Origin of the sequence: Leisingera sp. XS_AS12, assembly GCF_041224635.1 — a bacterium.
In the GTDB taxonomy this organism is placed as follows: domain Bacteria; phylum Pseudomonadota; class Alphaproteobacteria; order Rhodobacterales; family Rhodobacteraceae; genus Leisingera.
The window spans coordinates 88120-113959 of record NZ_JBGFGM010000085.1 but is presented as its reverse complement, the minus strand read 5'-3'; the positions used below and the strand labels follow the sequence as shown (position 1 = coordinate 113959).

General features: G+C 60.2%; 29 protein-coding genes and 2 tRNA genes. 11 read left to right on the top strand and 20 right to left on the bottom strand.

The features are described from left to right. Positions 1 to 67: 67 nt before the first annotated feature. The gene (locus AB9K35_RS08115; RefSeq protein WP_369925237.1) at positions 68 to 463 is read left to right on the top strand and encodes a hypothetical protein; all 396 of its coding nucleotides are present in this window, start codon (positions 68 to 70) and stop codon (positions 461 to 463) included. Between the two features lie 52 nt (positions 464 to 515). Here the strand turns inward: AB9K35_RS08115 and AB9K35_RS08110 are convergent, their stop codons facing one another. Together AB9K35_RS08110 and AB9K35_RS08105 are read right to left on the bottom strand one after the other, a co-directional pair. Beyond that, positions 516 to 1526, bottom strand: coding sequence for an IS30 family transposase (locus AB9K35_RS08110; protein WP_369925236.1), 1011 nt, complete (start codon positions 1524 to 1526; stop codon positions 516 to 518). A 229-nt stretch (positions 1527 to 1755) separates the two neighbouring features. After that, positions 1756 to 2799, bottom strand: a complete 1044-nt coding sequence (locus AB9K35_RS08105) for a hypothetical protein (protein ID WP_369925235.1) — start codon at positions 2797 to 2799, stop codon at positions 1756 to 1758. Between the two features lie 342 nt (positions 2800 to 3141). On the opposite strand from AB9K35_RS08105, the gene AB9K35_RS08100 reads away from it, so the two are divergent. Next, positions 3142 to 3906, top strand: coding sequence for a hypothetical protein (locus AB9K35_RS08100; RefSeq protein ID WP_369925234.1), 765 nt, complete (start codon positions 3142 to 3144; stop codon positions 3904 to 3906). A 303-nt stretch (positions 3907 to 4209) separates the two neighbouring features. Here AB9K35_RS08100 and AB9K35_RS08095 read toward each other — a convergent pair whose 3' ends face one another. The 15 genes from AB9K35_RS08095 to AB9K35_RS08025 all read right to left on the bottom strand — a co-directional run bounded on the left by AB9K35_RS08095 (position 4210) and on the right by AB9K35_RS08025 (position 16652). After that, entirely contained in the window at positions 4210 to 4944 is a 735-nt protein-coding gene (locus tag AB9K35_RS08095) for a DsbA family protein (RefSeq protein ID WP_369925233.1), read from the bottom strand. Positions 4945 to 4957: 13 nt separating this feature from the next. After that, positions 4958 to 5401: a DnaJ family molecular chaperone gene (locus AB9K35_RS08090; protein ID WP_369925232.1), complete on the bottom strand. Its 444-nt coding sequence runs from the start codon at positions 5399 to 5401 to the stop codon at positions 4958 to 4960. A gap of 52 nt (positions 5402 to 5453) precedes the next feature. Then, complete coding sequence (locus AB9K35_RS08085; protein WP_369925231.1) at positions 5454 to 6635, bottom strand: TerD family protein; 1182 nt, start codon at positions 6633 to 6635, stop codon at positions 5454 to 5456. Positions 6636 to 6684: 49 nt separating this feature from the next. Next, positions 6685 to 7923, bottom strand: a complete 1239-nt coding sequence (locus tag AB9K35_RS08080; protein ID WP_369925230.1) for a VWA domain-containing protein — start codon at positions 7921 to 7923, stop codon at positions 6685 to 6687. A gap of 81 nt (positions 7924 to 8004) precedes the next feature. Beyond that, positions 8005 to 8529, bottom strand: coding sequence for a hypothetical protein (locus AB9K35_RS08075; RefSeq protein ID WP_369925229.1), 525 nt, complete (start codon positions 8527 to 8529; stop codon positions 8005 to 8007). Positions 8530 to 8626: 97 nt separating this feature from the next. Continuing rightward, the gene (locus tag AB9K35_RS08070) at positions 8627 to 9205 is read right to left on the bottom strand and encodes a TerD family protein (protein ID WP_027234085.1); all 579 of its coding nucleotides are present in this window, start codon (positions 9203 to 9205) and stop codon (positions 8627 to 8629) included. 80 nt (positions 9206 to 9285) lie between these two features. Then, positions 9286 to 9867: a TerD family protein gene (locus tag AB9K35_RS08065; RefSeq protein ID WP_027234086.1), complete on the bottom strand. Its 582-nt coding sequence runs from the start codon at positions 9865 to 9867 to the stop codon at positions 9286 to 9288. Between the two features lie 27 nt (positions 9868 to 9894). After that, positions 9895 to 10875 (bottom strand): calcium/sodium antiporter, encoded by a 981-nt coding sequence (locus AB9K35_RS08060; protein ID WP_369925228.1) that lies wholly within the window; start codon positions 10873 to 10875, stop codon positions 9895 to 9897. Between the two features lie 64 nt (positions 10876 to 10939). Continuing rightward, complete coding sequence (locus AB9K35_RS08055; RefSeq protein WP_369925227.1) at positions 10940 to 11389, bottom strand: tellurite resistance TerB family protein; 450 nt, start codon at positions 11387 to 11389, stop codon at positions 10940 to 10942. A gap of 12 nt (positions 11390 to 11401) precedes the next feature. Next, entirely contained in the window at positions 11402 to 11995 is a 594-nt protein-coding gene (locus AB9K35_RS08050; RefSeq protein WP_369925226.1) for a TerD family protein, read from the bottom strand. An 81-nt stretch (positions 11996 to 12076) separates the two neighbouring features. Then, a complete protein-coding gene (locus AB9K35_RS08045; RefSeq protein WP_369925225.1) occupies positions 12077 to 13039 on the bottom strand; it encodes an HpcH/HpaI aldolase/citrate lyase family protein in 963 nt (320 codons plus the stop codon). Between the two features lies 1 nt (position 13040). Further along, the gene (locus tag AB9K35_RS08040; protein WP_369925224.1) at positions 13041 to 14162 is read right to left on the bottom strand and encodes a cysteine protease StiP domain-containing protein; all 1122 of its coding nucleotides are present in this window, start codon (positions 14160 to 14162) and stop codon (positions 13041 to 13043) included. Between the two features lie 16 nt (positions 14163 to 14178). Next, a complete protein-coding gene (locus tag AB9K35_RS08035; RefSeq protein WP_369925223.1) occupies positions 14179 to 14919 on the bottom strand; it encodes a hypothetical protein in 741 nt (246 codons plus the stop codon). Then, positions 14916 to 16154, bottom strand: coding sequence for a phosphoribosyltransferase domain-containing protein (locus AB9K35_RS08030; protein WP_369925222.1), 1239 nt, complete (start codon positions 16152 to 16154; stop codon positions 14916 to 14918). The genes AB9K35_RS08035 and AB9K35_RS08030 overlap by 4 nt, the downstream gene beginning before the upstream one ends. A gap of 102 nt (positions 16155 to 16256) precedes the next feature. Continuing rightward, positions 16257 to 16652, bottom strand: a complete 396-nt coding sequence (locus AB9K35_RS08025; protein WP_369925221.1) for a hypothetical protein — start codon at positions 16650 to 16652, stop codon at positions 16257 to 16259. Positions 16653 to 17082: 430 nt separating this feature from the next. Here AB9K35_RS08025 and AB9K35_RS08020 point away from each other — a divergent pair, with 430 nt between their 5' ends. The 5 genes from AB9K35_RS08020 (at position 17083) to AB9K35_RS08000 (ending at position 21789) form a co-directional block, all read left to right on the top strand. Next, on the top strand, positions 17083 to 19014 hold the full coding sequence (locus AB9K35_RS08020) for a DUF4139 domain-containing protein (protein ID WP_369925220.1): 1932 nt from the start codon (positions 17083 to 17085) through the stop codon (positions 19012 to 19014). A gap of 133 nt (positions 19015 to 19147) precedes the next feature. After that, positions 19148 to 19408, top strand: coding sequence for a hypothetical protein (locus tag AB9K35_RS08015; RefSeq protein ID WP_027234095.1), 261 nt, complete (start codon positions 19148 to 19150; stop codon positions 19406 to 19408). Beyond that, positions 19408 to 20013: a hypothetical protein gene (locus tag AB9K35_RS08010; RefSeq protein WP_369925219.1), complete on the top strand. Its 606-nt coding sequence runs from the start codon at positions 19408 to 19410 to the stop codon at positions 20011 to 20013. The genes AB9K35_RS08015 and AB9K35_RS08010 overlap by 1 nt, the downstream gene beginning before the upstream one ends. 16 nt (positions 20014 to 20029) lie before the next feature. Next, positions 20030 to 20923 (top strand): metallophosphoesterase, encoded by an 894-nt coding sequence (locus AB9K35_RS08005; RefSeq protein WP_369925218.1) that lies wholly within the window; start codon positions 20030 to 20032, stop codon positions 20921 to 20923. After that, positions 20920 to 21789, top strand: coding sequence for an ATP-grasp domain-containing protein (locus tag AB9K35_RS08000; protein ID WP_369925217.1), 870 nt, complete (start codon positions 20920 to 20922; stop codon positions 21787 to 21789). Before AB9K35_RS08005 ends, AB9K35_RS08000 begins: the two co-directional genes overlap by 4 nt. Positions 21790 to 21804: 15 nt before the next feature. Here the strand turns inward: AB9K35_RS08000 and AB9K35_RS07995 are convergent, their stop codons facing one another. The 3 genes from AB9K35_RS07995 to AB9K35_RS07985 all read right to left on the bottom strand — a co-directional run bounded on the left by AB9K35_RS07995 (position 21805) and on the right by AB9K35_RS07985 (position 24025). After that, on the bottom strand, positions 21805 to 22491 hold the full coding sequence (locus tag AB9K35_RS07995; protein ID WP_369925216.1) for a hypothetical protein: 687 nt from the start codon (positions 22489 to 22491) through the stop codon (positions 21805 to 21807). A gap of 114 nt (positions 22492 to 22605) precedes the next feature. Continuing rightward, positions 22606 to 23307: a calcium-binding protein gene (locus tag AB9K35_RS07990; RefSeq protein ID WP_051357666.1), complete on the bottom strand. Its 702-nt coding sequence runs from the start codon at positions 23305 to 23307 to the stop codon at positions 22606 to 22608. Positions 23308 to 23464: 157 nt separating this feature from the next. Next, positions 23465 to 24025 (bottom strand): hypothetical protein, encoded by a 561-nt coding sequence (locus AB9K35_RS07985; protein WP_369925215.1) that lies wholly within the window; start codon positions 24023 to 24025, stop codon positions 23465 to 23467. A 347-nt stretch (positions 24026 to 24372) separates the two neighbouring features. On the opposite strand from AB9K35_RS07985, the gene AB9K35_RS07980 reads away from it, so the two are divergent. From AB9K35_RS07980 to AB9K35_RS07965, 4 genes are all read left to right on the top strand, one after another. Then, positions 24373 to 24448, top strand: a tRNA-Glu gene (locus tag AB9K35_RS07980). A gap of 2 nt (positions 24449 to 24450) precedes the next feature. Further along, positions 24451 to 24525: transfer RNA gene (locus AB9K35_RS07975), tRNA-Glu, on the top strand. Between the two features lie 108 nt (positions 24526 to 24633). Next, positions 24634 to 24891, top strand: coding sequence for a hypothetical protein (locus tag AB9K35_RS07970; RefSeq protein ID WP_369925214.1), 258 nt, complete (start codon positions 24634 to 24636; stop codon positions 24889 to 24891). Positions 24892 to 24899: 8 nt separating this feature from the next. Further along, positions 24900 to 25781, top strand: coding sequence for a glutamate--tRNA ligase (locus AB9K35_RS07965; protein ID WP_369925213.1), 882 nt, complete (start codon positions 24900 to 24902; stop codon positions 25779 to 25781). The last annotated feature ends 59 nt before the right edge of the window (positions 25782 to 25840 follow it).

The following is a 25840-nucleotide window of genomic DNA, read 5'->3' as shown; positions in this document are numbered from 1 at the left end:
TCCCATGACCGGTCGCGCCTTTTTCGCGGCCAGGAGCTATCCTTGCCGATGAAATGGAGGCCTGGCTATGATGAATCCGCCGTATGATGGCAAGCAGCGCCGCGCTGCCAAAGACTGGTGCTGGGTGACTGCCCGGGGCCAGATAGTCCGGCTTGGCGACATAGATGATCGCCATCTCCAAAACCTGGCGTCTTTCATTGAGCGCAGGATTGCCCGGATGGATGAGCAGATTGCCATGGAGCAAACTTTCCAGCAAGGGAAGTGGTCGGAAGGGTTCACAGACGCGGAGCACATTAAAGCCCAGCTCAAGGATACGCTGCATCACGTCCGCATCGAAATGGATACCCGGCTGCGTATCGCCGCCGGTGAAGAGGTGGAGATCGCTCCGCAGCTGGTGCAGGCGGAAGTCGAGCAGCCACGGCCGGAGCCGGACCGGGACCTGGATCCGGAGATCCCGTTTTGAGCTGACGCGCATCTGTGAACTCACGCTGAAGCGCAATTTCAGATATGTCGTTTTATTCCAATCGGTTCTGAATTTCTACAAGCTTGCTTTCGAAGACCTCGGCGGGTGTCCGATAGCCAAGACACTTGCGGGGCGTGGAATTGAGGCGGTGGCAAATCGACTTCAAATATCGATTTGTCAGCGCCGTCGGTTCGGTTGATCTTGGAAGGTATTTTCGCAGCCTGTTGTTGGTGTTTTCGACCGTGCCTTTCTGCCAGGGAGCCTGGGGGTCGCAGAACCAACTTTCGGCTCCGATGCCATCCTTCAGGCGCTGCCAAGCTGAGAACTCGGTGCCGCGGTCGAAAGTGATCGACTGGCGTGCGTCGGCGGGCAGGGGAGCCAAACCGTTGATCAGAGCTTCCATGATCGGCTTCGAATGACGATCTTCGTTGCGCATGACGACAGTGTAACGGCTGACGCGCTCGACCAAAGACGTTACATTGACCTTCCCGTGCTCTTTGCGGAACATCATCAGATCACACTCCCAATGGCCGAATTCAGTGCGCTCCGAGATACGCTCAGGCCTGCGTGAAAGGCATTGGCTGTCGAAGATCCGGGTACGATGATGCCGCCGGTACCCGCGCGGCCGACGGCGTTTGCGATGCTCGGGCAGGTGCCGATAAAACGCTTCGGCGCGGCCATCCTTGGAATAGGCGAAACGGTAAATCGTTTCATGGCTGACCCGGATCGGGTGGCGCTCCAGCCGCATCCGACCTGCGATCTGTTCCGGCGACCATCCGGCCTTGAGCCGGTCTTCGATAGCGGCTTTCAGCTCGGCGTGTACGATCATCTTGCGATGAACCGCGCGCCGTTTCTCGTACATATCTTGAGCCGCAACAGCGTGATATCCGTTCAACTCCGGCAGTTCTGTATCAGTGTACCGGTTCCGCTTAATGTCCCGATAGAGTGTCGAAGCGGAGCGGCCTAACCGATCAGCCATCTCTGTAATTGGCATTTTGGCTTCAAGCCACTTGGCAATCCTCCGGCGTTCGTCCAGTCTCAGGTGAGAGTAGTGGCGTCCCATTCATCATCCTCCGTGCAAGCTTCTGTATCCGTACAGAATTTGCACTTCGTTTGTGAATCCACCATCCCTGCACCGGATGCCCTGTAAGAACCGTTATGTTAAATTACTGCCGTCCTGGTGGACGTGGTGCTCCGCAAGGGCCCGCAAGCGGGAAATGGCCCGGATCCTGTTCGGATCCGGGCCATCTATTCTTTGAAGTGAGAGAGGTTTGGAGGGGGGGGGCGCCCGGTTAGAAGCGCCAGGCGAAATTCACGCCGTATTGGGTGTCATCGAAGAAGCTGTCAGAGCTGTCGATCATGGAAACGCTTGCCGAAACGGTCAGCTTTTTGCTGATCTGATGGCGGACGCCCAGGCTGGTGATGGTCTCCGAAAGCTCCCGGCCCATCCATATGCCGCCTTCGTTTTCCTGCAGGCTCACAGAGACGGAGCTGGGACGGTCAAAGGCGAGAAAGCCCAGGCCGGCATAGGCGCGGTAGCGCATGGCCTTAACGCCGGAGACGCTCTCGCCAACCTGAACGCCCAGGTTCACGGCAAAGGGGCCCGGGATCGCGGAGGAGACGGACAGGCTGCCGATTTTCTGGTTGTAGATCGTGGTATTCAGGTGGCGATTGAGAAGGACAGAAGCCGAGATCTCGTGAACGCCGACGCTGGAAGACACGATGTGGCTCATGCCCACGCGTGCGCCGATCCGCTTGCTCTCACCAAGCTCATACCCGTGGTAGCTGGCATCAACGCATGCGTTGGCATAGGTCGAGTAGCTGACCATGTGCTCGATGCAGGCGGTGCCGCCCAGAGACGTTTTGACCATGTCATGCTCCGGTGCGTAGCCGATGGAGCCGCCGGCACGCAGGTCCAGGGCGGTGGAGTTGCCAAGCGCAACCCGTGCCCGGCCGGAGCCGCTGACACCAAGAACCAGACCGCCGACAGCCCGGTAGTCTTCCCCGATGGTGAACGGGATACCCGCTACGGTGAAGCTGTCGCTGGCAAAGCCGCCATTGATGTTGCTGTCATGGGTCATGATCGGTGAGAACTGGAAGCTGGCACCGCTGACACTGCCGGGCTGGCCGCGCAGCCCCATGCGGGTCAGTACCTTCTCGCGTGCCGCACGCGCCTGGGCCGGTAGGCCCTTGTAAGACAGGACGTGAACCATCATCCGCTCTGAGCCTGCAAGGCGGATTGCGTCCAGCTGCTCGCCAAGCCGCACCTGCGCAGCGGCGGGTGTCGCGGCCAGAGAGGAAAGAAGAGCAAGAACTGCAGAGGCGCGCTTCATCATGATCAGAACCTTGTGACGCTGTATGTGAAAAGTCTTTCTGGGGTCAATTTGGCAGTTATGCGAAAAACAGTCAACGGAAAAACTATTACCTAAGCCGAGTTTTTCGCAAACCTGCAGGCAGGAATATCTGCAGCCGCTCGCGCGGCGTGCGGGCATGATCTATCTGTCTGGTATGACGCGATTATATTTTGAACTCTCAGCCGCCCCCTCAAATCTGGTGGGTCGTGTAAAATTTTTTCGCAAATCTGCTTTTGACCTCTTGCTTAGGAAAAACTTTGCGAATAAGTTAGTGACAGAAACAACGAATGGCCCCTGAGCCGACACCCACCGGAGACACGAAAAATGAACACCTTCACCATCAAAAGCGTTGCAGTTCTGGGCCTGATCTCTCTGGCGGCTTGCGGCGGCGGCTCGGGCGGCAGCACTGGCGGCTCCCCTGTCACTCCGCCCCCGGCAGCGACCGCACCCGCTTCCAACTCCTCGGCTGACCTGCTGGACTACGTCGTTGAGGGCGGCGCGGTGGTTTACAACCAGCACACCAACGAGAACGACATGACCCGCCTCCAGCGCTCCGAGGTCGTCAACGGCGAGCGCCACACCGTGACCGTCGACCGGCTGGCTGACGGCACCTATGGCCTGATCCAGTACGTCAAAGGCGACGAGGCGACCCTCTACACCTTGGACGATGGTCTGGTGGCGTCGACCGATGTCCCGGACGGCCAGTTCAACGGCGCTTTCGAGGTCTCCTACACCGTGGATGGCGGCTCGACCTGGAACATCGGTTCGGGTGAGGCATCTGTGACCCTCGATACCGCGACCGGCCAGGCGCACTTCGGTGGCATGGCAACCGATCGCTCCGTTGCGACCGGCGACTTCAACTCGGTGGAATACTACTCGACCGCAAACCTCGTGAACGGTGAGTTCTCCGACAATGCGGCAAGCGTGATCTACCGCGAGGATGGCGCCTCTGTGAGCACCCACACCGGCACCATCGACGGCATCGTTGTCGGCTCGGGTGACGACGCAGGGGTTATCGGTCTGGTCGGCGGCACCGATGGCGACTTCCAGGCGAACGGTGGCTTCACTCTCTCCCCCTACGCTCCGTAATAATCAACGGGGTACCCAATCAGGAACAAGGGGCGCGATATTTCGCGCCCCCTTTTTGCATCGAGCGCCGGGTACGCCGGCATTCCGCGCCCCGCGCCATTGCATCCAAGCCATGAAGAACCCGGACCATCGCAGCTGCGTGCGCTGGAATGAGGCCAAAAGATCAGTATTGCCGCGCACGGAGCGAACGGCAGAACCTCCCTTGACCACTCCCCCACCCTCTCTTCTTCAAAGAATGAAGGTCCGGATCCGATCAGGAATCCGGACCGCGGCCCGCACAGCGGGCCCCGGCGAAGCCGTCAATCAATCCTGGCGCGCCTGCGCGATCAGCGTTGTGAAATCCTCTGCGCCCAAGGCGCCGGGAACGACTTCATCCCCAACCACCAGGAAGGGCGTTCCGGTAATGCCGATGCGCTCCGCCAGGCGCATGGTCTGCGCCAGCTCAGCCGTGACTTCGGCGCTGTCCATTGCCAGGGACAGCTCGTCGAAATCATACCCCTGCCCGTCCGCGTGGTCGCGGAACCAGGCGATATCAAACTGACCCGCAGCGTCATAGAGTGCATCGTGGACCTGATGGTAGGCCTCCGCCCCGTGAAGCGCATTTACCGCCAGGGCGTAGCGCGCCGCAGTCTGTGAGGCAGCACCCAGAATGGGCCATTCCTTGATGATGACTTTCACGCCCGGGTCGGCCGCCAGAACAGAGCGCAGTGCAGCATTCGTATTGCGGCAATGACCGCAGCGGTAATCGGCAAACTCGACGACAGTCACGTCGCCCTCTGCATTGCCGATGACCGGCGAGTCCGGATCGTTGAACAGCTCGGCGTGCGCCGCGCCGACCGCAGCGGTCATCTCGTTCAGCTGGTCGGTCTTGCGGTTCTGCTCATACGCCTGGAGGGCTTCCACCACGACTTCCGGGTTCTCAAGCAGATAGGAGCGGATGAACTCGCCCGCCAGCGGCATTGTCGCCGCATTGTACTGGGCCGCCAGGGGCGATGCCGACAGCGCCGCCAGGGCGGCCGCGGCAAAAAGGGTCTTCATGTCATTTTCCTTTCTATTTTTCGCATGTTTTGGTGAGGAGATCATATGCCTCCTGGACGTCCCGGAATGTTTCCGGGTTTCCTCCGGCGTCCGGATGAGCCTGTTTGATGGCTCTCCGGTATGCCGCGCTCAGGACTTCGCGGGATATCGGGCGCAACGGATCGATGCTCAGCACCCTGCAAGCCTGCATTTCGGATTTCGGCCGGTTTACCCGGACCGGATCCTCATCATCGGCCAGGTCAGCAGACCCGTCCGGGGTTTGGCGCAGGCATGCGGCCAGGCCTTCCGACAGGCCCCATATGTTGGCCTCGAGATGCTGGATATGAGTGCGCAGCTCCCGGTTCTCGCGGCGCAGATCGGCATTGCTCTCGATCCATCTCAGCAGCGACCGAGCAGACCACAGAAGCCCGGATGCGCCTGCCAGCCCTATAGCTCCCGCGATCATATCCACCTGCATCACCTGCTCTGTTCAAGAGGCCCGCGCGCTTGCACGGGCCCGGGGTACAGCGTTACTTCCGGCCGGCAACCCAGTTCATGCCCCAGCCATAGTGCGCATCCATGTAGCTGTGGGAGGAGAAGAATTTCACCTCCCGCTTCACCTTGATCTGGCCGCCATGGTTCTCCAGCAGCGCAACGGCGCACATTCCGTCCTGCGAGCCAAATTCATTCATCCGCACCTCGATTTCGGGCTGATCCGGGATGAACAGCCGCACGACCCCGTCCGTCTGGCGCCAGTCCGGCACCCCGTCATAAATGAAGGCGAACAGAAGAATGCGATTGAACTCCGGCCATTGCTGACCGTTGATCTCCAGCCACTCACCATCCGCAACCGCACCGGTCCGGTCGTCGCCCTTGAGGCGGACATACGGCGCATAGGTGAAATCCCCGAAGGAGTTGCCAAGCGCCTGGACGCAGAATTTGTTCCCGTAGCGGTCCTCAACGAGGGCGCCCAGGTCGAGGTCGACTTGCTGGCTGCCAAACAGGCCGCCCATGATACCGCGCGCCGGAGGGCGTTGCTGCCAGTTGAGGTTGCAGCGGATTGTGCCGAAGCGGCCGTCCGGCTTCTTGAGGGAAACCGTTGCCTTCTCCTTGGTCAGGGAGACTTTGCTGAGCGAAACGGTAGGAGCGGCAGGCGCTGGCACCGGCGCGGGCTTTACCGCAGGCGCCGGGGAGGATGGAGCGCCTGCCACATCCACGCCAAGATGCGTTGCCAGCGCCGGGAGGCCGCCATTGAAACCTTGCCCCAGCATGCGCAGCTTCCACTGCCCGTTGCGCTGGTACAGCTCAGCCAGCATGAGTGCCGTTTCGGTCATTCCGGTGCAGGGGATTTGCCCGGAGAGGCCGGTTTCGCAAGAGACGGTAATGCCGGGGATGCGCCCGAAGGATGCCCGGTTTTCATAGATGGTCGCGGCAAAGATGATTTTTTCAACGCCCCGCGGCAGCCGGTGCAGATCGAATGAGAAGACGCTCTGGCCTGCACGTCCGCTTTCGGGAAGAAATTCGACGGCGCCGTCGGCAACGCGCGGCTGGCCATAAAAGCACATATCCCCATCACCGCGTACTTTTCCATCCTGCCCGATCAGGAAGGCGGAGACATCGATCTCTGCTCCCGGAATCGTGCCGGTTTCGAACTGGATCCGGGAAGCAAGCGCCCCGAGAGGGGCATTGGCCCCCGGCGTCAAAGATTGCATGGTATAGACCTCTTGAGCAGCTGCCCGGCCACGCGGGCCGGGCGTGAAATCAAAGGATCGACTGGCTTTCCGCCGCGGCGATCCAATCGGCATATTCCTCCATCATCAGGTCGAACATTTCCGCGTCGCTCGGCGCCGCGGGATCCCGCAGGGAAAAGGCGTCGGCATTGTCCACGACCCGTCCATCGAGATCATCGAGGTTGGTCAGGAACTCGAACCGCTTCCGGTCGAACAGGCCGCCGCCGGACTGGATTGCCATGAACTTCCAGAAGAGCGGCTCAGCCGAAGCCGCGCGGATTTCGCGGATGGTCTTGGCTCTGTCGTCCGTGCCGCCGTCGGTGACGAACATCACGTATACGGGAAGGCCTTCAGGGTTGTTCTGGGCGTAGAACGCCCGGACACGCGCGATGGCGTCGCCATACCGGGTTCCGCCTTCCAGCGGGTACTCAGCGCGGATGCGGCTAACGGTGCCTTGGTAGGTGTCGATGCACACGGAGCCGAAGTCATGAACCTTGCGCCCGAACAGGAAAACGTCGATTTCCCCATCGTCATCCATCCTGTAGCCAAGAGCCATCACGCGCCGGACAAGCGTGTCGATCTTGCCCGAGCGGTACAGGGAGTTCATCGAGCCGGAAATATCAAGCACCAGGGCGACTTTGGCGCGGTCCCTGGAGACACCCTTCTTCTCAAGCGAGACGCCGACCTGCTTGACCAAGGAAACCAGCCCTGGATCCTTCTTCTCCAGGCTGACCATTTTCTTCTCCAGAGAAACTGAGGCAGCTGCGGCAGGAGCTTCCTCCTGAGCCACCTCGATCCCGAAGTGCGTGGCAAGGGCAGCCAGGCCGCCATTGAAGCCCTGGCTGACATTGCGGATCTTCCAGCCGCCTCCCCGCCGGTAGATCTCTGCGAGGATCAGGGCCGCTTCACTCCTGCCGGCCGGGTCGATCGGCAGGGCAATGCCTTCACCTGCCTGGATGGTGAAGGCGGGAACCTGGGCGAAGGTTGCTCCCGCGCGATCGAGGGTTGCGGTGATCACAATCTTCTCGACGTCCGCCGGGATCCGCGCCGGATCGACATGGATCACGGCCTCGCCGCTGGCCTGCCGGAGTTTCAGAGCGCCATTGGCGATGTCGGGCTGATTGAAGAACAGCATATCGCCATCCCCGCGCACCTTGCCACCGGAATAGGTCATGAGGGCGGTCACGTCGATGCTTGCGGGAAGGCCAATGCGCAGATCGGCCGGCGTGTCCGGGAATGGCGCATTAGCGCCCATGGAAAGTGAGGTCATGTCGGCCTTCCTTCGATGTATCATGTGTTCAGAGGTGACGGCAGTGCCGGTGCGCAGGCTGGGCATTGGCCGCTCGGGGCATCACAGCTGTGGCGAATGCAGACGGACCGGCGGTGTGGTCTCGAGCCCCAGACCATAGGTTTGGTTCAGGCTTTCGATGCCATGCTTGAAGCCTTCCATCCTGATCTTGAACCGGATTTCGCCTTTGCGCCGGTAGATCTCTCCGAGGATAAGGGTGCGCTCGTATTCGCCGGTGAAGGGAATGTCCGCAGTGTAGGATTTCTCATCATCTGCGATTTCGATCGCATCCTTGCCTGCAGCGGAAATGAACCCGGACCAGGCCGAAAGGCACAGGAGCATTCGCTCGGTGCCATGAGGGATGTCCTCCGGGCGGACCTGGACCACCGGCTCAGCGCTCGCAGGTTTAGCGAGGGTGAGGCCAGGCAGGCCGGTCCGGCCATAATAGGCTGCAGCCGCCGCAGGAACTGCCTTCCCATCGGATCCAAGCGCGATCGCGTGGATGATATAGCCCTGCTGCGGGATCTTGACCCGGATCAGTGTTGCTTGTGCTGACAGGGTGATGTTCTGTCCTGGAACGAGTTTCATGCTGACTCCTGAAGGGTTCCGGTTCCCTTTCCAGAAGCCGCGGACATGCACGGCTTCGGGAAAGGGCCCGCGGTGTGCGCGGGCCCCGGCTCTGGCCTTAGCCGATGTTCACGCCATGTGCGGTGGCCAGCGGCGCCAGGCCGCCTGCGAAGCCCTGTTCGATGGCCTTGAACTTCCACTCGTCGCCCTTGCGGTACAGCTCGCCGAAGATCATCGCGGTTTCCATCGAAGCGTCTTCGCTCAGATCGAAACGGGCCAGCTCGGCACCGCCGTCCTGGTTCTCGATGCGCATGAAGGCGTTGGACACCTGGCCGAAGGTCTGGCCGTTCTGTTCCGCCTCGTGGATGGTCACGCCGAAGACCAGCTTCTCGATATCGGCCGGGACTTTCGACAGGTCGACCTTGACCTGCTCATCATCACCGTCGCCGTCGCCGGTGCGGTTGTCACCGAGGTGCTCGATGGCACCATCCAGGCCGGTTTTGTTGCCGTAGAAGATGAAGTCCGCATCCGAGCGGACCTTGCCATCAGCGCCGACGGCGAAAACGGAGGCGTCCAGGTCGAAGTCTTTGCCATCGGTTGCGCGGGCGTCCCAGCCCAGGCCGACGAGGATGGCGGTCAGGCCGGGCGCTTCTTTGGTCAGGGAAACGTTGCCGCCTTTGGAGAGCGATACTGCCATGGGAATGTCCTTTCAGAACGGTTGTGTTGCAGGTGTTTTCGTGGTTGACCCCGCCCGGTCCGCCCGGGCGGGGCGCAGGCTTATGCGGAGGCGTCGATGCCGAACTGGCGGCACATGGTCAGCAGGCCGCCGGCAAAGCCCTGGCCGACTGCTTTGAACTTCCAGTCGCCGTTGTGGCGGTAGACCTCGCCAAAGATCATGGCGGTTTCGGTCGAGTAGTCCTCCGAAAGATCGTAGCGGGCGACCTCCGCATTGGAGTCGCGGTTGACAACCCGCATGAAGGCGCCGCCGACCTGGCCGAACGACTGACGGCGCTGTTCGGCGTCGTGGATGGTGACGGTGACGATCAGGCGCTGGATGTCAGCCGGGACTTTCGACAGGTCGATGTTGATCACCTCATCATCGCCCTCACCCTCGCCGGTGCGGTTGTCGCCGGTATGCTCGATGGAGCCGCAAGGGGAGGTCAGCTGCTTGTAGAAGATGAAGTCTTCCGGGCCGCGGACTTTGCCGGTGCCGTTCACCATGAACAGCGATGCGTCCAGATCGAATTCCTGGCCATCAGTGGCGCGCGGGTCCCAGCCCAGGCCGACCAGCAGGCGGGTCAGCGACGGGTCGGTCTTGCTCAGGGAGATATTGCTGCCCTTGGAGAGAGAGATTGTCATGGGAAAGCCCTTTCGTATTTTCGCAGATTAGATGGCTGCCAGCAGGGTGCCTGCAGCCGGGGTGAAGTATTGCCAGCCAATGAAGGCCAGATAGGAGGCGAGCATCACGGCGCCTGCCCGCTTGCTGATCCGGCCGCGGGCCAGGAGGAAGAAGGCGAAGATCAGGGTCACCGCGATCACGACGGGCAGATCGAAGCCCAGGAAGCCGCTATCCATCACCAGAGGCTTCGCGATGGCGCTGAAAGCCAAGACCGAGAAGATGTTGAAGATGTTGGAGCCGACGATTCCGCCAACGATCATTTCGGAGTGGCCTTTGCGTGCCGCGGCGATACAGGCCGTCAGCTCCGGCAAAGAGGTGCCGAAAGCGATCACTGTCATGCCGATCACGGATTCCGGAACACCCAGCGCCATGCCGCCCGCAACCGCGCCCTGTACAAGGATCTCGGAGCCGATCAGCAAGGTGGTGATCCCGGCCACGACCATCAGATAGGGGTTTGCACCCTCATCCTCGCCATCCTCGTCGTCTTCAACCTCGATTTTGGAAGCGCGCCATTGATAGAGGATGTAGATCACGATCGTCGCAACCATTGCGCCGCCCGCCCAGCGGGGCAGAATGCCGTAGATCATTGCCGGGACCAGCGTCGCGGTCGCCAGCAGCATGACGATGGCATCAACCCGCACATCCTTGCGGTCGATCAGGATCGGGGCAATAATCGCCGAGAGCCCCAACACCATCAGCACATTCGCGATGTTCGAACCGATCACATTGCCAACGGAGATGCCAGGATATCCGGACAGATTGGCATTGATGGAGGTGAAGAGCTCCGGCGCGGAAGTGCCGAAGGCCACGATTGTCGCCGCGATGAAAAGCTTGGACAGGCCGGACCGTTCTGCAATGGCAGAGGCGGAATCGACAGTCCAGTCCCCGCCCTTGCACAGAAGCCAAACGCCAAAACCGATGGCGCCGAGCGCAACCATGGCCATTTGGTAGGTTTCGAGGCTATGCATTTTGTGAAAATTCCTTACATTTTCGCAAAGTGTGCCCGAGGCGGGAATGCCTCGGGCGAGGCTTTTACAGCTCGAAATCGCCCGGGTTCAGCCCCAGGTCGACGGCGATCATGCGGCCAACAGCCTTTTCATCATCGTCGAAATTTCCATCAGCGCCGCCGATGATGCAGGCCACACGGACCAGCATACGGGACTGTTCTTCCTTGCCCTTGATCCGGCCGATGATCTTCAGCGCCTCTGCACGGCCGATCTCGACGTCAAATTCGAACTTTTTAACGATGCTTTCGAAGAAAGCGATCACATCGCCCATGTCAAAGTGCTTCAGCTCATCGGTGTTCTCGATGACGCCGATCATCTTGCGCTTCTCATCGCTCGAGATTTCGCCGTCCGCCGCCGCCATCAGAGCACCGGCTGCCACACAGGCCTCCATGAACTCACGGTTGCGGAACTTCGACATCTCGGCCACCAGAGCGGAGCGCGCGTTTTCGGTGGTGTTTTTCAGCCAACCCAGCATAACAGCCCCCTCTTACGCGTAGCGCACTGCGGCATCCGCGAGATCGCGGACGGTGCGGCCATTTGCGATTTCGCCGATCGCGGTCATCGACCACTCGCCGCCCTTGCGCGACAGCGCTGCCATGACGACGCCGGTGTGCGAGCCCTTTTCTGCCAGCACGAACTTGCACAGCTCTTTGTTGCCGTTCTGGTCGACGAGACGGCATTCGGCGTTCTCGACCTCGTTGAAGGTCTGACCGGTGAAGCTGTTCACGGTGAAGACCAGGCTCACAGCATTCGCCGGCAGAGCGGCCAGGTCAACCGAGATCACTTCGTCGTCGCCGTCGCCATCACCGGTGCGGTTATCGCCGGAATGGCGAATGGCGCCGCCCATGCCGTTCAGCTGGCGGTACCAGACCGTGTCCAGCTCATTGCCGTTGGCGTCGAAAACGATGACCGAAGCGTCCAGGTCAATGTCGCCACCGCCGGCGGCGGCGCCCAGCACGCGGCTGAAGAAGCCGGTCTTCTGCGGCCGTGCGGCATCCCAGCCCAGGCCCATGTAGACCTTGCTCAGGCCGGTTTCCTTGGAGAGGGACAGCGCCTGACCCTTCGAGAGAGAGATCGTCATTATGGTCTCCTGTTAAGTTCACCCTGAACATATTGTTTTTCGCAAAGTGCTTGCAAGCGAAAATGCGAAAAAAAGAAAAAATTACACAGCGACAGCTTCGCGGCCGTGTCCGGACGTGACCGCCTCGAGCTCCGGCTGCTCGTAAACACCCCATGTCTTTGCCCGGGACAGAATCCGGCGGGCCCAGAGGGAATGGGTGGCGGGTTCGCACATGACGCCATGGATCTGAAAGACCGCCGCGGATGCATCGTCGAGAATGGCCTTGGCCATGTGCAGATCCTCACGGCTCACCTTGAGCATCTCGTGAATGATACCGATCTGAGACGGATGGATCGCGGTCTTGCCGATGAACCCCCGCAGCACATCCTGCTCAACCTCGCGGATCAATGTCTTGGTGTCATGGATGATATCAAAGACCGGTGCCGCCACCGGAAGGCCGCGCGCCATCATTTGGGAACCCATCATGGAGAGGACGTATGACAGCGGTCCCTCGTAGGAGGTCATGCCGGGCGTGCGGCGCAGGCCGAGACAGTTCAGAAGGTCATTGCCGCCAAGCCTGACAGCCATGACCCGGTCCAGGCCTTCGCTGGCGAACATGTCAGCCACTGAAGACACGTATCCCGGATCGAAATACTCCGCGGTCTCCAGGGTCGGCATGATCAGTGTCTCATGATCCCTGGCCAGCTCGAACCACCCGGGCCCGCTTTTCAAAGTCATCTTGGGCACGATCATCCCGCTCACCGTGGAGAAGCCCTCCATTTCAGAGATCAGATGGGCCATGCCGAGATTGCGGGGGCGCACAAAAACCATCGTTTTCTGGTGGCGGGCGCCATTTTCGGATCGGGTTTTCAAATGCGAGCGCAGGCCATTCAGCCCCCGCTCAACATCGTTTTCATGCAGCGCATCTTCCAGGCAGATGACCACGGATCCGGCGCCATTCAGGTCTTCACCTGCGAAGACCCGTTTCGCATGCGGATTTGTTGCCGGCATGTAGAGCGTGGCGCCCAGGCCGACGGCGCGGGTATGCAGTTCGTCGGAGTGCATATCAGCAAACCTTGGAGATCACGGTAACGGCTCGGTACGGGCCGGTGAGATCCGGACGTACGGAATAGTCAACGCCACCCTCCTTGCACAGGTGGATCAGCGCCTGCAGATCCGGGTCCGCTTCACTGGAAACCAGTACGTGAAGGGGCTTGCGGCGCAGGACGGCACGAGTGGCCTCAGCGATGCCCGGCTTCACCCTGTTCGGGTTCTCCGTCTGGAAGATCTCCATGATCCGGGTCACGGCTGACGCGGAGTCCAGCGTGAGCGCATTGGAGGTGCCGCTGGATTGATCCTGGCACACTGCTTCAGCCAGCGCTGCACCTTGCTGCTGGCGCATCAGGCCGTGGATGTCATCGACGAACCTGGCCGAGTAGTCGATGTCCTGGAGATGATCCACGGGGATGCAGCCATGAAAGTCGTTTTCGCCAACGACGTCGGCATTCAGGATCGAGCGGGAGATCAGGCCCGAGATATTGGCGCCGAGAATGCCGGATGGGATCAGCCAGTCATCATTCGAGCCGGCAATATCTGCCACGCCGCAGGGATCTGCGAGCACGACAAGGACAGGGCGCCGACCGGTGTTTTCGGTCCAAGTGTGGCGCAACTCGCGCGTGATGGCGCCCTTGCCGGTCCAGCCATCAACGAACAGGATGCCGTCCGGGTCGCGCTTGCCCATAACATAGCGCATGGCGTTCATGTCGATGCCGCGATCCCGGATGATGGAGATCCCAAAGTGCGCGCTGTCCACGCCAAGATCGCGCAAGGCACGATGCAGCAGAACGCCCAGAGGCGCACCCGCCCGGACAAGCGAGCAGAGGGTCACCTGAGCGGGGAGGCTTCCTTCCTCAACGCCTGCGCGGATCTCCCTGGCGATAGCCATCACTTCGGCGGCGATACGTTCGCGGCCTCGCTGCCAGGCATCTTCGAAAATGCTCAGGTAGCGCTGATCGGGCCGGGCCTCTTCGGAGATCATTTCGGAATAGTGGCGGCGACCCGACTGAATGGCCGCCTCCTTCTCATCGATGCCGGTCGGCCGCATCTGCACCGGTTTCAGCAGGAAGTCGACGTCATCCTTGGTGTAGCTTCCTGAAAAAGGCACTCGGGTTGAAGAATTGTCTAACATGGTCAAACCTCCAGGTTCACGAAAAAAGCTTTTTGGAATTCTGAGTGTTGTTGGGGACCAGCATCATCGAGCAGAGCTCCATGAAGGGAAGGTCCGCCAGAGAGTCCCCTGCTCCGACCGTCGGGCGGTTCTGCAGGTCTTCACGGATGCTGAGAAGATACTGCACGGCAGACTTTTTAGAGACGCCGCCAGGGACAAACGCGAGATTATTACCGTTGCGATGCACCTGGACGTCAGAGAGCTGAAAGCTCTCCTTGAAGAGCTTCTCTGCTGTTCCGAGGTTCAAATCGACGCCCAACTGGGTTTCGTCGTTTGATTTCACCGTCATCCCCAGCATGATGCCTTTGTGCATGTGCTGGTGGATACGGATGTTGATTGGGGCTTTTTCCAGCTCCTCGATCGCCCTTGCAAGGGTGGCTGCTGCCTTTTCGCATTTTTCGGCAATTGCTTCGGACCATGCCAGATCCTCAGTGCCATCCGGAGCGAGGATCATCGCACCGTTCGATACGATTGCGCCCTCCCGGAAGGAATCGAGATGCACCCGGTTGAACGCATCCAAGCTGCGCGCAGTCACAGGAAGAAGCGTGGCGCCGCTGGAGAGCCAAGCCAGGAGCGCCTGGCGATGGCTGCACATGTAACTGTGATTGCCATTTTTGGCAGTTGTCACACGCTGAAGGGTCTTCGGATCCCTGTCCGGGTAGCTCTTCAAGGTGGTGAAGATCGTGTCGTCGAGGTCTGCAAGAATAACAGGGGTCATGCGCAGAGTTTCCCTTTATTGAACTGGTGGATGCGCCCGGCGGGCGTCATGACGGCGAAGGTCGAAAGATATTCGCGCAAAGGCTCTGCGAGGCCGGAGAGGTCCTCGCTTTCATTCAGCAGAACAATCCGCCCCCAAGCCTGCGGATCGACATTGTGGAGATACATCGGCACACCGATCCCGTAATGATCCGGGAAGATGGCTTTACGCGTGATGGTTTCCCCAAGCAGAACCGGGGAGCGCGTGGTGGCGAGGAACGAGGCCTGATAGCCGCCCTCTTCGAGCATTTCAGCGACCCGGAACGGCTGCCAAACGTATTCACCCGTTCCGATAATGAGAACGCGGCCGCATTCATCGGCAGAGGGGAGCCATCGCATCAGCGCATCGGTTTCGGGCGAGGTGCCCCCCATGATCCCAGCCCGCCAGCTGCCGGCGGAGGCATCGATCCGGGCATCCTTGATCCTGTCCTTGGAGGCCGGAATGGTCTGTTCAGCCAAGCCCGCAGCTGGCGACCAGCTCCAACGCCCCTCGACCAGGCTCACGCTGCGGACGTCAGTTTGCTGGCAGAAGGGCAGCTCGGAAATTGATTTTCGCACTTCTCCCGCAGACCAGTCTGTGAGGGTGACCAGGCAAATCCTTTCAAACGTCCGGCCAGCCGCTGCCAGAGCGGCGAGCAGGTTTGCGAAGGTTTTCCCTGTGGTGGTCTCATCATCGACAAGAACCAGGGTCGGCGCATTGAATGCCACATCCCGGATCTCAGGATCCTCGGGGACCAGGACGTTATGTGCGGTGGCATGGGAATGGTCTTCACTGAACCCGGCCCAGACGGGGCGGCCTTCCGGGTGGCGCGTTGTGGGCAGATAGGCCGCACGGCCTTCCAGCATATGAGACTGCCGAAGAGCGTCGTAGACCCCCGCGCCCAGCCCCACTGCGGTTTCGGCGTATCCCATGACAAGAACGTCGCGGGCGGTGTCGATCTGCTGTGCAGCTTCCTGGGCCAGTGCCTGAAGGACACGCCGATGGCTGGCGGCCGGCACCGGGATGTGGCGCCCCAGGACCGTGGAGACGAACAGAAAAGCGCGCTTGGGGTTCTGGCGCTCAGCCATTTTGATGATGCCGGTGACGTCAGCTTTGCTGGTGGTCACGTCGAGCGTCATGGTGCCGCGCGACAGCGGGAAAATGTGGCGCTGAGGCAAAGTCTGCGTGTCAGCAATGGATCTTGTTTGGAAAGACATCAACCGCCCCTTTGAGGAAAAAGATTTTCGCATAATTGCCCGGCCCGGTGGGGATGGCAAGACAAAAATGCGAAAAAGTGGCGGCTGGATGTGTTCGGGCGGTCAGATCTCGAAGGCCATCTCGTCCTCGGGCGCCTCCAGGATTGCACCGGCCGGGGCTAGCTCACCGTCAGCCAGCCGTGACGGCTCCCTCCCGTAGCTGTACTCCAGGCTGCGCTGAACATCATCTTCGATGATTTCCCAGATCAGGACCTCAGTTTCATCAGCATTCAAAGCCTGTCCATGCTCTCCGGTGACATGAAGGGGCTTGCCCTCCTGGTCGGTGAGGCGAACACTGTCAGCGATCAGGTCGCACGTTGACGGATGACGCATGAGCGTCACCTGGATCTCCAGGCCATCGATCCCGTCCGGGCGGAAAACATCCACCTCAGACGCTGGGTTGACCCTTGTCTCGGCGAAAGAAAAATCAGCAGACCTGATGTCGGATTCACGTGTCATCTGGGGCTCCTTTGGAAGGTCCCCGGATCATAGCGGAATGTGGGAAAAAATAAAAACGCAAGCCTGCGTATCGGCGTATCACGGTGGTATCGGCCCGTTGATACCAGCTAAGCCCCTAGTTTCTCTATATTTATTTATCTATGTATCACTGTAACAAGATATAGATAGATATATATATAGAAGAAGAGTCCCACAGAGAGTCTTATCTCCCTATAGACATTCGCCCGCCGTTTCGGCTGTTTCACTGTTACAACCCGAATTGCCTCAGTAAATTCAGCATGTTAAGTGAAACACGGGTGGTGAAACAGGGCGTTTCACCAGGCCGCTTCCGTCAGTTGAGGCGTTCTGGAGGCTCTGCATTTGCGAAAATAGTTGCCAATCCTGGCCCTCGTGACGCATGTTATGCGAGAAATAGAGCTGAAGGGTCCAAATGCTGAAATTCTCCAACATGGCTGTTGCCGCTCTGATGGCAGCCGCTTCGACGGCAGCTGCGGGCGATGCGCCAATTCAGGCTGTGACGCTGTTTGATGCCGGTGTGGCAGATATCAAGAGAGCGGCTGGAGAGGAGCAAAGCCTCACTCTGAAGGTGCCCTTGAAAGATGTGAACGATGTGCTGAAATCCCTTGTTGTGCAAGGGAGCGGCGGGGGTGCCGCACGTATCGTTCTCGATGGGTCATCTCCGATCGAAGATACCTTCACTACGCTGCCCGTCAGCCCGGCTGACATCCAGAATATCGAGCGATTGCTTAAGGCCTTGCCGGGCACGCGTGTCAGCGTGACGGATCCGTCCGGCGTCACTGGCGGGCGTGTTCTTGGGGTGTCGCCTGCCGGGAATTGCACGCAAGGCGAATGCCAGGCGAGCTTGCACCTGATCACGGACGAGGGCGATGTCGCGCGCATTCCCTTGGCGGCGGATGTGCGGGTCAAGATCCTCGATGGCGCTGTCCGCGAGGCAATCAGCACGGGAGTGGCGGCGGTTGCAGGCGCTTCCCGGCAGAAAGTCAAAGAAATCACTCTCGAGCTGACAGATCCGAAACCGGATACAACCATCAGCTACGTGGTGCCTGCGCCGATCTGGAAGACTGCGTACCGTGGCGTTCTTGGCGCAGAGGGGGAGGTCTCGCTTCAGGCATGGGCAGTCATCGAAAATGCGACCGGTGAGGATTGGTCGGACATCAGTCTGACGCTCAGCTCCGGCGCCCCCAAGACCCTTCAATCCGATCTGCATTCGCGGGAGTGGGCTGTGCGGGACCGGTATGAGAATGAAGATGGCGGCCCAGTCTTTGCCAAAGCCGCCAGGCTGGAAGCATTTTCTGCCGACAGCATGGGCTTTGCAGCGGGGATGGCCCCGGAGCTGATGGCGGCCGAGGTAAGCGCCGCAGGCCATGAGGGCGCCCTTGCAACACGTTTCACGTTCCCTGATCTGATCGATCTGCCGTCCGGCAAGATGATGTCGGTTCCGTTTATCGCCGGGAGCCTGGACGGGCATTACTATTCGGTATGGACCGGAGGCGCCGGAGAGCGCAAAGGCGCTCCCGAACTTCAGCTCGTGGTCACCAATGATCTGCCGGTCCGGTTGCCGCCCGGCATTATGACGATTCACGATGCTGAGACCGGTTATGCGGGGGATGCGGCATTCCCGATGATTGCGCCGGGCGCTACCGGCTCAGTGGCCTTCGGCATGGATCAGAAGACCGAAGTATCGGAGATCGCCGGACTGGAAACGCGCGAGGCGGGCCTTGTCGTCTCTGGCGGCACCGTGCTGCTGAAAGACGTTGCGGTGCGCAGCACCCGCTACCTTGTGACGGCCCCGAAGCAAGAGAGCCGTGAGCTGCTCATCGAGCACCCCCTCCAGCACGGCGCGACCCCGTCCGTCTCCGCATCGGGTGCCGTTCATTCTGTGGAGCCCGACAACTCCCGACCGGGATGGGTCATGATCCGAGTTGAGCTTCCCGCGGGAGAGGCGCACGAGATTTCAGTTGAGGAGCAGCTGCCGCGGGAGACGCTGCACAGGCTGAGCGATGTTACCCCGGCAGAGATCCTGGACTGGATGGCCTGGCAGGGTCTGAAGCGTACTCAGCATGAAGTCCTGGCCAGGGCGCTCGACATCAAAACGCTTCTGGAAGAGCTCCAAGGGAAACGGGAGGCGCTTCTTGAGAAGCGCGGCGCGGCCATCGAAGATCAGCGGCGCAGCCGGGATATGCTCAGTGTCCTGGTCCGTGGCAGCATGGAGCACAGCAGCTTCCTGGAGACCCTCATGGAGGCGGAAAACCAGATCAACATGTTGTCAGGAAGCCTGCGGTCCGTCGATGAGGCAATGGAGAAGGTCCGGTCCGAGCTGGAGGGTTTGGGTGAAGCCTGATTGAAAATCCACTTCCTGCCTTGGGATTTTCCACATATTTCCTTAGGCAGGGAGTGTGAGAAAAAATAAAACAAGACTACCATTGCGTGAAATCCGTTACCCGAATGAGTGAAGTATCCTGGAGAAGAGACTGATGAGCAAGACACCCACCCCGATTCAGCTCCGCGTTCTCGAGCGGCTGATGGCTACGGTCGCCGCGGAGGCGTATATGACGGTCCCGCAATTCAAAGACATTGCCACGTCAAAAAAGCTCAAGGAAGAGTGGGCCATTACGCCCCTGAAGGCACTTGAGAAGCTCAAGATGGTCGAGCGGACGCCGGTCAAGGCGGGTAAAGCCTCCACCTGGCGGATCACCACGCTCGGCGTTTCCGCGGTTATGGAGAGCAGGGCCTGATGCCGGCGGGAACGCCGGAATGGACGCGCCTGCCGGGAACCGCTTTGTGGTCTGCGGCGCAGGAGCGCCATGCCATGGAAGGCTGGCGCCGGTACCACGACTTCAATCATCCTCATGTGATGTATGACCGCGCGGCAAACCTTTTCGGTTTTCCCTATTGCGTCTCTCTGGACAGATCTATTGCGACGCACGATGTAATTGTTGACACGGATCAGCCAGAGCGGGACTCTGAAGCCTGGCTGCAATCGCACCTGGAGCAGCCGGACAGGCTTGCAGGCAAGTTGATTTTCAGCACCATTGAGCACCGGCCGTGCGAAGATAACCGGCTCATCCTGCTGGATCTGGGCGGGTTTCTGGATCCGCAGGTCATGCGTGAAGAGACGGAACAGGTCCGTCAGGAAATGGAAGCGAGGCACGGTTGGGATCTTGTGACATGCAGGGAGAAGGCGAGCGGTTACCTGGCTGGGCTTGAGCAGCGGTTGCGGGACGGGGTCCAGAATGAGCATGTCCCTTCCGGCGACAAGGGGTACCTCCTGGGGATCGCTGATGGCGTCGGGGAAACGGTGTCAGAGCTTCGTTCCAGCATTGAAATCCATCTCTTCTGAAAGGCAGGCAAAAACCATGGCGCGATTTCTTTTCTGGAGCGATCTCCACTGTGAGTTTGAGCCTTTCGAGGTGCCGCTTCCGGCCGAAGCACCCGGCGCGGGCAGCGATGCGCCTGCGCGGTCTGATATCGACGGGATCCTCATTGCTGGCGATACGGACGTGAAGGGCCGGCACATCGATCTAGCGGAAGAGGTCTGGGATATCTGGCGCTGCCCGATCCTCATGATCGATGGCAACCATGAGCCGTATGGCGCCAAGAGGATCCAAAAGCTTTGGGCGCTTGAAGATCAGCGCATTGCCGAGAGGCGTTCGAAAGGCGTTGATATCGAGATCCTCCGGGGAACATCCCGGACGATCGGCGACACCCGGATTATCGGGGCCACGCTCTGGACGGATCTGCAGCTCTATCCGGATCGGGCTGTTGGTGCAGAGCGTGCCGTTGCATCCACGATGAATGACTACAGCAGGGTCCGGTTCTTCGACGAGAGGACCGGGATTTACCGCAAGATGCTCCCCGGCGACACGAGGGCCATGCACTTGCAGGAAAAGGCCCGGATCTTCGAGCTTCTCTCCCAGCCATTTGATGGGCGAACCATCGTTATGACCCACCATCTTCCGGTCAAACAGATGCTGAACCCCAAGCGTCGCGAGGAGGCTGACATCATTTCAGCAGCCTATGCGTCCGACCTTGCATCTGAAATCGAGCCGTTCCCGGTCGACGCCTGGATTTGCGGGCACAGCCACGATGCCGTGGAGTATCTCCTTTCCGGTCAGGAGCGCGACATCCGTTTTCTGCGCAATATTCGCGGCTACCCCGGACAGGGCGCGGGCTTCGAGCCGCTGCGCATCCTGGACAGCAATGCGCCCAGGATGGCCAATGAACCTGAAACGGAAGACCTCATGCCATGAAAATGCCTATGGTTCCGGCCAGGCGCGCCGGCCCGGTCCATATGATCTTCCAGGAAGAATTGTTGCGGGGGCTCGATCCGGTTCCGGGGGTCAGCTCTTCCGGCGCTGCAGCGTTTGTCTTCAGCACCTCAGGGAACTGGAGGGCTGATCTTGACCGGCTTGACGCGGAGCTCTCCCCGGAAAGCCCGCTGGATCCCATGTCCGGAACCCGGGTCGCAGTGTTTGGATCATTGGAGGTTGCCGCATATGTGCGCCGCAACTGCGGTCATCTGGCGACGGGCATCCTTCAGGATGAAGACCACTTGTCCGTACAGACGTTTTCCGGACTTATGCCCCGGGAGTGGCTTCTGAACCGGGAAACCATCCTGCTGCCATTCGGACAGGCCGCAAGCCGGGAGGATCAGCTCAGAGCGCTGTTCGGGGAGAGGCTGTTCATGCGTCCGGCATCCTCACGCAAGGACTTCTCCGGCACAGTCTTTGAGATCTCGGATCTGGCGCAGGAGCTTTCGGCGCAGCGCCAGATTCACAATGTCCACGGAGATGCCCTCGTCGCTTTTGACAGAGCGCAGGCTATCGCGCCGCACGAATACCGCTTCTGGCTCATGAGCGGCGAGGTCCTGACCTGCGCGGCCTATTCTTTCGAGGCCGATGCGCCCGCGCCCCCATGCCCTCAGGCAGTTCAAAGCCTGGCTTCGAAGGTTGCCGGGCATGTTGAAGTCTGGGCCGACCCGGTGGTCGCGGATTTTGTCATGGATGAGGATGGCGTGCCGCGGCTTGTGGAGCTGAATGGCTTCACATCCTCGGGCTTCTACCCGGGCGCCGACTTTGGCGCGATCGCCCGGGGATTGGACAGGCTGCTTCTTTGAAGCCCGAAGGAGCCGTTACCACGGTGACAGGTGGTCAGCCTCTGCGGTCAGCTCCGCCAGGCGGCGCCTTTCACCCTTGGTCATGCGCACGGGTTTGCACTGGGTGGCCACCAGGTTCTCCGGTGAGATCTCGGCCTCCCTGCCCTGCGCGTCGAACCAGCTGCCGTGGCCGGTGCCCGTCAGACGCGTGCCTGCAGGCACAGGCTCCCCATCGGTGAATTCGAAGCAGGCGCTGCGAATGATTACCGTTCCGGGGCGGCTGAGCCTGCGCGTGAATGCCGCCCTTTCCTGATCCAGCAGCAGCTCAGTGCGTTCAACTGAGCCTGCCCTCCTGGCAAGGCGGCGGGAGAAAACGAAGTGATCCATTGAGCCGGGGGTGCCGGAAAGCGCGCAGCCGTAGGTCTTACGGGCCCGCTCGGCCAGCAGTGCGGGCGCCTTTTCCGGGAGGCCATGAATGGCCGGATTCCGCCGCACCAGGGACAAACCGGCAAGGGCGTTAGAGAAACGAGGGATCCTTGGCCGCTTGTCGGCGGTGTCGTTGATCAGCTTCCGGGACAGTTTCCCGATTAGCTCCTCGATCTCCTCGCCGTCAAACAGCCGGTTTCCATCAGACCAACGGCCGCGCTGCCGGGCTTTGCGCAGATCGTTCATAAGCAGCCTGGCCGCCAGTTTCCGCTCTTTGCGGGTCATCAATTTGGACATGCTTCACTCCTTGGGCGCTGGAGCAAGAATAAACGGGATATGTGAAAACGAAGATCGGAATTGAAAAATCCTGCCCCAGACGGGGCAGGATGTTGATAGATCTGCTGGCGCGGATCAGCCGGCGAGAATGAAGTTGTCCACGGTCATCAAGTCGAGATGCGCACCTTCGAGGAAGACCGAGGCGCCCTCGTATTCGAACATCACACCGGAAGAGGTCTGGGTCAGGTGTTCAGTAACGTCGCCAAAGGAGTCGAGGCGCGTGAAGGCCGAAATGTCGAGCACATCTGCCTCCTGAGTGCCTTCCGAGACCACGGAGAAGTCTGTGATGATGTCAGCCCCGTCGTTGGGGCCGAATACGAAGGTATCAGCGCCGCTGCCCCCGGTCAGAACATCGTTGCCGCGGCCGCCCTTCAGGATGTCATCGCCGCTGCCCCCATCGAGGGTGTCCCGACCTGCACCGCCGAACAACTGGTCGCGGCCCTCCCCGCCGAGCAAAATGTCTTCCCCGTTGCCGCCGCGAAGCTTGTCGCGCCCGGCACCGCCATGCAATTCGTCGTTGCCATCATTGCCATAGATCACATCGGCGCCATCTCCGCCAAAGACCTGGTCATGACCGCGGCCCGCTTTAATCACATCAGCGCCCTGCCCGCCCTCGATCGTGTCATTCCCGGCGCCCGCATCGACGGTATCATTGCCTTCCTCGGCGAAGATCATATCATCAACTTCGGTTCCGAAGATCCTTTCGCCCTCGGGCGTGCCGACCTGGAACTGGACCGCATCCTCTTCGTTCGGGGTCATCTCAATATCTTTCGCCATTCGCTCATACCTTTCTGCGTTTCGTAGCCCGGCTCTCGTTTCCGGGCGCGCTGGCTGCCCGGAAATCATGTCCGCCTATACATTTGGGCAGTGCGAAAAACATTGCAATGTTTTGCAGGTTGATTTCGCTGAGGGAGCTTGACACGGCTCGTTTTGTTCAGGCGCCGATCGCAGAGCGCGCTTTGAACATCTTGTCCGGGATGCCATGCGGGTGTTCTCCAAACAGCCTCTCCATATCCCGTTGGACCTGCTCGGCGTCGACATCCCGCCCAATGAGATTTCTCTGGGTTCTGGCAAGGAATCCGGACGCCTTCGGGCCGATTGTCCCGACCCGGATGCCGCGGACGATCGTCCGCTCATCGACCAGAACGAAGTTGAGGTTGAGGCGCTCTCCCTCATTGACCGCAACCATGCCTGCGCCGTCCTGGGCGCGGGCAATAACCGGGGACCACAGCAAGTCGAAGGAAAAGCCGCGGAATTTCGGGCTGAACAGCAGGAAGCTGCCAAAATCGCCAAGGCGGACCGTCGCCTGCCTGTTGAAATCGCGCAGTTCGCGCTTTCTGGGCTGATCGAGCCGCATCAGGATCATGTTGAGGTCGAAGAACAATCCGCCACTCATTCCGGCGGGCTGGCTGGCAATGGCCAGACCCATTTCCAGGGGCAGCGGCTGACCGGTTGCAAGCACGGTGGGTTTGAATTCTTGGTTTAAGGGGGCCATAGCCTCCTCCTGTTCCGGGAATATACAATCACCTGCAACTCGCGCCCCACCACTACAATCAGAGCTTAGGCATGAGTTCAAGGATTATCCGGAATATCACTTGGTAAATCGCAAAATTCGGCGGGCTTCGTATTTATGCGAAAAAAAGATTGACTCTGCGTTTTCCTTCAACTACCTTGGCCGAAAGTTGACTGTAAAGCTGGAGCTTGCACGCCATGAAATATGAACGCGAACAGATGGGCATCGTGTAACGCGCGGACAGAGATCCAGCACGCGACCGATGCCCTGCACCCGCCCCTTGAGGCGGGTTTTTTGTTGCCCGGGCGCAGACAGCACCGCGCCCAATCGTCCGCATAGTTCAACTGGTCAGAATCCAGGACTTTCACTCTTGGGATAGGGGTTCGAGCCCCCTTGCGGATGCCAATGGCGCCTTCGTCTAGTGGTTAGGACGTTTGGTTTTCAACCAGGAAACACGGGTTCGATCCCCGTAGGCGCTGCCATACCAGAGGCTTCTTATGCTGCAAAAGTTACTCAGAGCGGTCCGGGGCAAGCCCGCACGCCCGCAAGATCCAGGCCGTTGGCCAGAGCCCGGCAAGGCGGATGTGTGGATGCGCCAGAGGCTTGATTATCTGCGCGCAAGCGATCCGGAAACTGCGGCGCTGCTGTTTGATATTTCAAGCGGCGACTACCTGCCAGGGACCATCCATGCCGGATCGTTTTTTGGCCCTGAGGAGCTTGCCTCCTACCGCCGCCTGAAGGCGGAGAACCCGGAACTTGTCAAGCTGGCCAGGCAGAATGCCTCGCCATACAGCCGCTCCGTGATCTGTGATCCGGAAGACATCCCGGACCATCCGCTCCTCCCCTGATATCAAGAATGGCGCAACCCGAAATGACACCCGCATACACCACCCGCATCGCCCCTTCTCCAACGGGGAATTTCCATATTGGCACGGCACGCACCGCCTATTTCAACTGGCTCGCGGCCCGAGCCTCCGGCGGCCGGTTCATCCTGCGGATCGATGACACCGATCTGGCCCGCAACAATGGCGCATCAGTGGATGTCATCCACGATTGCCTGGATTGGCTTGGTCTCATTCCGGATGCGGTCCACCGGCAGTCCGATCGGCTGGATCTGTATCACGGCATTGCCGGGAAGCTGATCTCGGCCGGGCGCGCAGTTCGCGCGGATAATGGAGCGATCCTGCTTGCGGATGGTGCCGCAGGCCATTGGCACGACCTCATTTCCGGCAATCAGGCGCCAAGCGGCAAGGTGCAGGATCTGGCGCGGAACCAGGTGCTGATCAAGGCGGATGGGATGCCGGTTTATCACTTCGCGTCGGTGGTGGATGATGCGGATATGGGGATCAACCTGGTGCTCCGCGGAATTGATCATATGACGAACACGTACCGGCACACGGCAATCTATGACGCGCTCGGCCATCCCCTGCCCCATTTCGCACACCTGGGCCTGATCACTCTGGGCGGCAAGAAGATGTCGAAGCGAGATGCGGCAGCAAGTCTGCTGTCCTATCGCGATGCCGGCGTCGATCGGGATGCCATGCTGAACTTCCTCCTGAGGATGGGATGGGGGCCGTCTTGCGACGACAAGTCCATGGCTCTGATCGATCGCGATCGCGCGACAGGGCTCTTCCTGCAGTCCGGGAGGATGCGAGCAAGCCCGGCCACGTTTGATCCGCAAAAGCTTGCAAGCTTCGATCGGAAGTACAAGGCGAAGGCGCAGCGGCCCTCACCCTGACGGTCTTTGGTTCCCAGGACCCGCAGAAGCATGGCCCGGAAGCTGCGGAGAAACGAACC

Bases quoted from the DNA above. Each gene is read 5' to 3' on its own strand.
- AB9K35_RS07970 (WP_369925214.1), top strand. From the start codon at position 24,634: ATGCGCCAGAGGCTTGATTATCTGCGCGCAAGCGATCCGGAAACTGCG.
- AB9K35_RS08005 (WP_369925218.1), top strand. From the start codon at position 20,030: ATGGCGCGATTTCTTTTCTGGAGCGATCTCCACTGTGAGTTTGAGCCT.
- AB9K35_RS08040 (WP_369925224.1), bottom strand. From the start codon at position 14,162: ATGTTAGACAATTCTTCAACCCGAGTGCCTTTTTCAGGAAGCTACACC.
- AB9K35_RS08100 (WP_369925234.1), top strand. From the start codon at position 3,142: ATGAACACCTTCACCATCAAAAGCGTTGCAGTTCTGGGCCTGATCTCT.
- AB9K35_RS08020 (WP_369925220.1), top strand. From the start codon at position 17,083: ATGCTGAAATTCTCCAACATGGCTGTTGCCGCTCTGATGGCAGCCGCT.
- AB9K35_RS08115 (WP_369925237.1), top strand. From the start codon at position 68: ATGATGAATCCGCCGTATGATGGCAAGCAGCGCCGCGCTGCCAAAGAC.
- AB9K35_RS08110 (WP_369925236.1), bottom strand. From the start codon at position 1,526: ATGGGACGCCACTACTCTCACCTGAGACTGGACGAACGCCGGAGGATT.
- AB9K35_RS07985 (WP_369925215.1), bottom strand. From the start codon at position 24,025: ATGGCCCCCTTAAACCAAGAATTCAAACCCACCGTGCTTGCAACCGGT.
- AB9K35_RS08000 (WP_369925217.1), top strand. From the start codon at position 20,920: ATGAAAATGCCTATGGTTCCGGCCAGGCGCGCCGGCCCGGTCCATATG.
- AB9K35_RS08035 (WP_369925223.1), bottom strand. From the start codon at position 14,919: ATGACCCCTGTTATTCTTGCAGACCTCGACGACACGATCTTCACCACC.
- AB9K35_RS08055 (WP_369925227.1), bottom strand. From the start codon at position 11,389: ATGCTGGGTTGGCTGAAAAACACCACCGAAAACGCGCGCTCCGCTCTG.
- AB9K35_RS08065 (WP_027234086.1), bottom strand. From the start codon at position 9,867: ATGACAATCTCTCTCTCCAAGGGCAGCAATATCTCCCTGAGCAAGACC.
- AB9K35_RS07995 (WP_369925216.1), bottom strand. From the start codon at position 22,491: ATGTCCAAATTGATGACCCGCAAAGAGCGGAAACTGGCGGCCAGGCTG.
- AB9K35_RS08105 (WP_369925235.1), bottom strand. From the start codon at position 2,799: ATGATGAAGCGCGCCTCTGCAGTTCTTGCTCTTCTTTCCTCTCTGGCC.
- AB9K35_RS08015 (WP_027234095.1), top strand. From the start codon at position 19,148: ATGAGCAAGACACCCACCCCGATTCAGCTCCGCGTTCTCGAGCGGCTG.
- AB9K35_RS08060 (WP_369925228.1), bottom strand. From the start codon at position 10,875: ATGCATAGCCTCGAAACCTACCAAATGGCCATGGTTGCGCTCGGCGCC.
- AB9K35_RS08030 (WP_369925222.1), bottom strand. From the start codon at position 16,154: ATGTCTTTCCAAACAAGATCCATTGCTGACACGCAGACTTTGCCTCAG.
- AB9K35_RS08075 (WP_369925229.1), bottom strand. From the start codon at position 8,529: ATGAAACTCGTTCCAGGACAGAACATCACCCTGTCAGCACAAGCAACA.
- AB9K35_RS08010 (WP_369925219.1), top strand. From the start codon at position 19,408: ATGCCGGCGGGAACGCCGGAATGGACGCGCCTGCCGGGAACCGCTTTG.
- AB9K35_RS08095 (WP_369925233.1), bottom strand. From the start codon at position 4,944: ATGAAGACCCTTTTTGCCGCGGCCGCCCTGGCGGCGCTGTCGGCATCG.
- AB9K35_RS07990 (WP_051357666.1), bottom strand. From the start codon at position 23,307: ATGGCGAAAGATATTGAGATGACCCCGAACGAAGAGGATGCGGTCCAG.
- AB9K35_RS08050 (WP_369925226.1), bottom strand. From the start codon at position 11,995: ATGACGATCTCTCTCTCGAAGGGTCAGGCGCTGTCCCTCTCCAAGGAA.
- AB9K35_RS08070 (WP_027234085.1), bottom strand. From the start codon at position 9,205: ATGGCAGTATCGCTCTCCAAAGGCGGCAACGTTTCCCTGACCAAAGAA.
- AB9K35_RS08025 (WP_369925221.1), bottom strand. From the start codon at position 16,652: ATGACACGTGAATCCGACATCAGGTCTGCTGATTTTTCTTTCGCCGAG.
- AB9K35_RS07965 (WP_369925213.1), top strand. From the start codon at position 24,900: ATGGCGCAACCCGAAATGACACCCGCATACACCACCCGCATCGCCCCT.
- AB9K35_RS08090 (WP_369925232.1), bottom strand. From the start codon at position 5,401: ATGCAGGTGGATATGATCGCGGGAGCTATAGGGCTGGCAGGCGCATCC.
- AB9K35_RS08085 (WP_369925231.1), bottom strand. From the start codon at position 6,635: ATGCAATCTTTGACGCCGGGGGCCAATGCCCCTCTCGGGGCGCTTGCT.
- AB9K35_RS08080 (WP_369925230.1), bottom strand. From the start codon at position 7,923: ATGACCTCACTTTCCATGGGCGCTAATGCGCCATTCCCGGACACGCCG.
- AB9K35_RS08045 (WP_369925225.1), bottom strand. From the start codon at position 13,039: ATGCACTCCGACGAACTGCATACCCGCGCCGTCGGCCTGGGCGCCACG.